Raw genomic sequence first — 5,029 nt, forward strand, 5'->3', positions numbered from 1 at the left:
GTGGACGTCGAACGCCCACCACTCCCACTACGGGATCGTGCTGGTGCGCACCTCCCCGGCCGATCCGGCCAACCGGCACGCCGGGCTGTCGCAGCTGCTCATCGACTTGTCGTTGCCGGGGATCAGCGTCAACCCGATCCGGATCCTGGACGGCGGGCACCACTTCAACGAGGTGGTCTTCGACGACGTGGTGGTCCCGGCGGGGATGCTGCTGGGGGAGGAGGGCGCCGGCTGGCACCAGGTGACCGCGGAGCTGGCGTTCGAGCGGTCCGGGCCGGAGCGGTTCCTGTCGACCTATCCGCTGCTGGCCGAGTTCGGCCGGCGGGCGGCCAAGACCCAGGACGCGGCGCAGCTGGCCACGCTGGGGCGGTTGTCGGCGCGGCTGCTGGCGTTGCGGCAGCTGAGCCTGCGGATCGCCGCGGCGCTGGACCGGGGGGAGCTGCCGAACATCCCCGCGGCGCTGGTGAAGGACGTGGGGACGACGTTCGAGGCCGACGTGGTGGACGAGGTGCGCAAGGTGGTGGACGTGCCGGCGTCGCTGGACTCCCCGGATCCGCTGGGGCGGGCGCTGGCCGAGGCGCAGCTGCACCAGCCCGGCTACACCCTGCGGGGCGGGACCAACGAGATCCTGCGCGGGATCGTCGCTCGCGGGCTGGGGCTGCGCTGATGGCCGGTGACCAGGACCTGGTGGTCGAGACCGTCCGCGACATCCTGGGGTCGTTCGAGCCGTTCGTGCTCACGCCCGAGAAGCCGTGGGACGCCGGGCTGTGGAGCGCGCTGGCCGAGGCCGGGCTGACCGGCGTCGGCATCGACGAGGAGGCCGGCGGCTCGGGCGGTGAGCTGGCCGACGCGGTCGCGATCGTGCGCACCCTCGCTGCGGGCGCCGGGGCGGTGCCCGTCGCCGAGCAGCTGCTCGTGGCTGCGCCGGCGGTGCTCGGGGCCGACCTGGACCTGCCCTCGCCCGAGGAGCCGCTGACGTTCACCGTGGCCGACGCGGTCACCGCCGAGCCCTCCGACGACGGCGACGGCCCCGGCCGGTGGACGCTGACCGGCACCGCGACCGACGTCCCGTGGGCCGGGGTGGCCCGGCACGTGGCCGTGCTGGCCGCGGCCCCCGCGGGCATCGAGGGCGCGGTGCTCGCGCTGGTCGACGCGTCGGGGCTGGCCGCCACGCAGGCGGTGAACCTGGCCGGCGAGCCGCGCGGGTCGCTGGTGCTGGACGGGGTGCCGGCGTCGGGGGCGCTGCTGCGGCCCGAGCAGGCCGCCGACCTGCGGGCCCGGTACGCGCTGGCGCGGTCGGTGCAGCTGGCCGCGGCGCTGGAGCAGGTGCTGGCCTGGACGGTGCAGTACGCCGGCGAGCGGCAGCAGTTCGGCCGCCCGCTGGCCAAGTTCCAGGCCATCCAGATGGAGCTCGCCGAGATGGCCGGCGAGGTCACCGCGGTGACGGCGATCGTCGACGCGGCCGTGCAGGGCCTGGACCGCGGTGCGGCCGAGCTGCCGCTGCTGGCGGCCGCGGCGAAGGTGCGGGCCGGCGCGGCGGTGGAGGTCGTGGCCCGGCTGGCCCACCAGGTGCACGGCGCGATCGGCTTCACCCAGGAGCACCGGCTGCACCACCTCACCCGGCGCTGCTGGTCATGGCGCGACGAGGCCGGCGGCGAGGCCACGTGGTCGCGGGTGCTCGGCGCCGGGGTGCTGGCGGGCGGTCCGGACCAGCTCTGGGCCACCCTCACCCGGCTGGGCTGAGCGCGCACCGCCGTTCCCGCCGCACCCTGCGGGCGGGTTCCCGGCCTCGCCGGCGGGATCCCGCCCGCGAGGCCGGGAGACCGCCGACCAGGTGCCCGTCGCGCGGCCGCTCCCGGGCCGGGGAGCGGCTCGCACCGTGGTCGGTCAGGCCATCTCGGGGACGCGCAGGTGGGCCAGGACCAGCTCGAACTCGGCCATGTCGGTGATGCTGACCTCCATCGCGGAGACGAAGGTGTCACGCATGCGCCGGGCGTCCTCCCGGCTGGCCTCCATCGCCTCGCGGGTGTCGAAGGTGACCGCGGACGCCGCGCGCCCCCTGGCCCGGTCGAGCATCAGGCTGACGCTGCAGAAGCCGGGCATCTCCTCGAGCTGCGGCACGAGCGTCATCCGGTAGGCGTCGAGGACCCGGTCGATGTGGTCGACGTCCGCCTTGCTCCAGACCACGCGGGTGCAGGCGCCCTCGGGTGCCTCGTGCCTGCGGTGCATGACGGCGATCTCCCACTCCTGCACCTCCATCTCGCCGCCCATGACCTCGCGGGCCTGTTCGCGCATCGGCGTCACGGCCTCGGCGCTCGCCCGCATGGCCGCCTCGTCCTCCCAGGCCGCGGTCACGATGCAGCGGCCGGACTCGCGGTCGGCCAGCATCGACAGCCCCACGCAGCCGTCCATGTCCAGGACGGCGGGCATCACCCGGTCGCGGACGTGGGCGATGCCGTCGTCCACCCGCATCGGGTCGCCGTGGACGGTCGTCGTCCGTGCGTACATGCCGCTCCTCCTCACGGGCCGGCGGCACCCGTGCGGCACCGCCGCGCGGCCCACCGTCCTCGCGGCGTGCCGGAGCGGACAGGGACCATCGACCCCGGGTCGGCGTGTCGGCGGGCTCAGCCGCGCAGGTCCCAGCCGGAGACGTCCAGACGCAGGTCGGCGCGCCCGGCGGCGGCCTCGATGAGCCGGGCGTTGGGCTCGTCGACGGCGTCCACCCAGGCGCGCGCGGCGTCGGGGGCCTTGCCGAAGCGGACGTGCCGGTCGAGCAGGCGGGCGCGGCGGACGTCGCCGTCCAGGCCGACGTGCCACACCTCGTCGAACTCGGCCCACACCGCCGGCCAGGGCTGCTCCTCGAGCAGCAGGTAGTTGCCCTCGGAGACGACGACGCGGGTGCCCGGCGGGACGGCGATGCTGCCCGCGACCGGCTGCTCGAGGTCGCGCTCGAAGGCCGGCGCGTAGACCGTCGTCTCCTGCTCGGCGCGCAGGCGGCGCAGCAGGGCGAGGTAGCCGTGCCCGTCGAAGGTGTCGACGGCGCCCTTGCGGTCGCGGCGGCCCAGCGCGTCGAGGGCGGCGTCGGCGAGGTGGAAGCCGTCCATGGGGACGCCGACGGCGGAGAGACGGCGGGCGTTCAGCCGGTCGACCAGCCAGGCGGCCAGCGTGGACTTGCCGGCCGCCGGGGCGCCGGCGATGCCCAGCAGCACCCGCGGCCGGCGCTTGGTGAGGGCGGCGACCCGCTTGACGAGCTCGTCGGGTGCGGAGGACGGAACGGGAGGGCTCACGCAGGGCAGCATGCAGGGGTGAGCGCTGACCGGCACGGACACACCCACCGCCTCGACCTCGCCGACGCCACGGTGCGCGAGTGGGAGGCGACCGTCGTCGCGGTGGACCCCGAACGGGGCGTCGTCCTCGACCGGTCGGCGTTCTACCCGGGCGGCGGCGGGCAGCCGCCGGACGAGGGGGTGCTGCTGTGGGGCGGCGTCCGCACCCGCATCGTGGGCACCCGCAGCGGTGACGAGCTCTACCTGGTGCCGGCCGAGGGCGACCCCGTGCCGCCGGCCGGGACCGCCGTCCGAGGCGCGCTCGACGACGAGCGGCGGACCGCGCTCATGCGCACGCACTCCGGGCTGCACGTCCTGACCGGCGTCGTGTTCCGGGACTTCGGTGCGCTGGTGACCGGCGGCAACATGGAGCCGCTCTCGGCACGGATGGACTTCGACCTGGCCGAGGTGCCGGCGGACTTCAAGGAGCGGGTGGCCGAGGCGGTCAACGCCGAGATCGCCGCCGACCGGCCGATCGAGGTGCGCACCCTGCCGCGGGAGGAGGCGTTCGCGATCCCCGACATCATCCGGACGGCGACCAATTTGCTGCCGCCCGACATCGAGGTGGTGCGGATCGTCGACATCGTCGGGCTCGACACCCAGGCCGACGGCGGCACGCACGTCGCGTCGACGGCGATGGTGGGCCGCGTGGAGGTCACCAAGATGGAGAACAAGGGCCGCGGGTTCCGGCGGCTGCGGGTGCGGATCGTCTGAGTCCGGGAGACCCGCCGTTCCCCGCGCATGAGCTCGCGCCGCGCGGGGAACCCCATGGCCGATGTCCGGGACCTGGCCCCGTCGCGCAGGACGCGTGCGTCCGGCGCCCGGCCCGGTCTGCGCGGCGGATGCCGCGGTCGACTCCCCGGGCGGACGGCTGGACCCGTGGCTGGTCCGGCTGCTGCTGCTCGTCGGGTTCCTGGGCGCCTGTGTCGTGGCGACGGTCGGGCTCTCCTCGACCGCGCGGGCGGACCTCCTGCCCGGGCCCATCGCCCCGGTGGTCGAGCAGGTCGCGGAGCCCGTGGTCGAGACGGCGCCTGTCGCCGTGGAGCCGGTGACCGGGACCGTCGAGCCGGTGGTCGAGCCGGTGGCGGAGCCGGTCGTCGAGGCGGCCGCGCCCGTGGCCGAGGCGCCGGCCCCGGTCGTCGAGGTGGTCGAGACCGTCACCCCGGTCCTGGCGCCGGTGACCGAGACGGTTGCTCCGCCGGTGGTCGACACCGTGGAGACGGTCGTCGAGCCGGTGGCCGAGGAGACGCTGCCGGTCCTGGCTCCCGTCGTCGAGCCGGTGACGCCCGTGGTCGACGCGGTCGTCCCCGTGATCACTCCGGTCGAGGACGTGGTCGCTCCGGTCGTGGAGACGGTCGAGACGGTCGTCCCACCAGTCGTCGAGACCGTGGCGCCCGTGGTCGAGGTCGTCGGTCCGGTGGCCGAGGAGACGCTGCCGGTCCTGGCTCCCGTCGTCGAGCCGGTGACGCCCGTGGTCGACGCGGTCGTCCCCGTGATCACTCCGGTCGAGGACGTGGTCGCTCCGGTCGTGGAGACGGTCGAGACGGTCGTCCCACCAGTCGTCGAGACCGTGGCGCCGGTGGTCGAGCCGGTGGTCGAGGTCGTGGCCCCAGTGGTCGAGGTCGTGACCCCGGTGGTCGAGCCGGTGGTCGAGGTCGTGGCCCCAGTGGTCGAGGTCGTGACCCCGGTGGTCGAGCCGGTGG

At 75.4% G+C, this 5,029-nt stretch carries 6 protein-coding genes; 4 read left to right on the plus strand and 2 right to left on the minus strand.

Features of this window, described 5'->3' with window-relative positions:
• On the plus strand, positions 1 to 667 hold a 667-nt coding region (locus tag ACI8AX_RS23525; RefSeq protein WP_456552297.1), incomplete at its 5' end, for an acyl-CoA dehydrogenase family protein.
• Positions 667 to 1,743, plus strand: coding sequence for an acyl-CoA dehydrogenase family protein (locus ACI8AX_RS23530; RefSeq protein ID WP_456552298.1), 1,077 nt, complete (start codon positions 667 to 669; stop codon positions 1,741 to 1,743). The genes ACI8AX_RS23525 and ACI8AX_RS23530, both read left to right, overlap by 1 nt.
• A gap of 144 nt (positions 1,744 to 1,887) precedes the next feature.
• Here the strand turns inward: ACI8AX_RS23530 and ACI8AX_RS23535 are convergent, their stop codons facing one another.
• Positions 1,888 to 2,508 carry an antibiotic biosynthesis monooxygenase gene (locus tag ACI8AX_RS23535; protein ID WP_456552299.1) on the minus strand — a complete coding sequence of 207 codons (621 nt, stop codon included), beginning with the start codon at positions 2,506 to 2,508 and terminating at the stop codon, positions 1,888 to 1,890.
• A 116-nt stretch (positions 2,509 to 2,624) separates the two neighbouring features.
• Complete coding sequence (locus ACI8AX_RS23540; RefSeq protein WP_456552300.1) at positions 2,625 to 3,287, minus strand: nucleoside/nucleotide kinase family protein; 663 nt, start codon at positions 3,285 to 3,287, stop codon at positions 2,625 to 2,627.
• Positions 3,288 to 3,305: 18 nt separating this feature from the next.
• Between ACI8AX_RS23540 and ACI8AX_RS23545 the strand changes: the two genes are divergently transcribed.
• Positions 3,306 to 4,040: an alanyl-tRNA editing protein gene (locus ACI8AX_RS23545; protein ID WP_456552301.1), complete on the plus strand. Its 735-nt coding sequence runs from the start codon at positions 3,306 to 3,308 to the stop codon at positions 4,038 to 4,040.
• 94 nt (positions 4,041 to 4,134) lie between these two features.
• Positions 4,135 to 5,029, plus strand: an 895-nt coding sequence (locus tag ACI8AX_RS23550) for a hypothetical protein (RefSeq protein ID WP_456552302.1), incomplete at its 3' end; no start/stop codon positions are given.

The organism is Blastococcus sp. SYSU D00813, assembly GCF_054050735.1.

Bases quoted from the DNA above. Each gene is read 5' to 3' on its own strand.
- ACI8AX_RS23530 (WP_456552298.1), top strand. From the start codon at position 667: ATGGCCGGTGACCAGGACCTGGTGGTCGAGACCGTCCGCGACATCCTG.
- ACI8AX_RS23535 (WP_456552299.1), bottom strand. From the start codon at position 2,508: ATGTACGCACGGACGACGACCGTCCACGGCGACCCGATGCGGGTGGAC.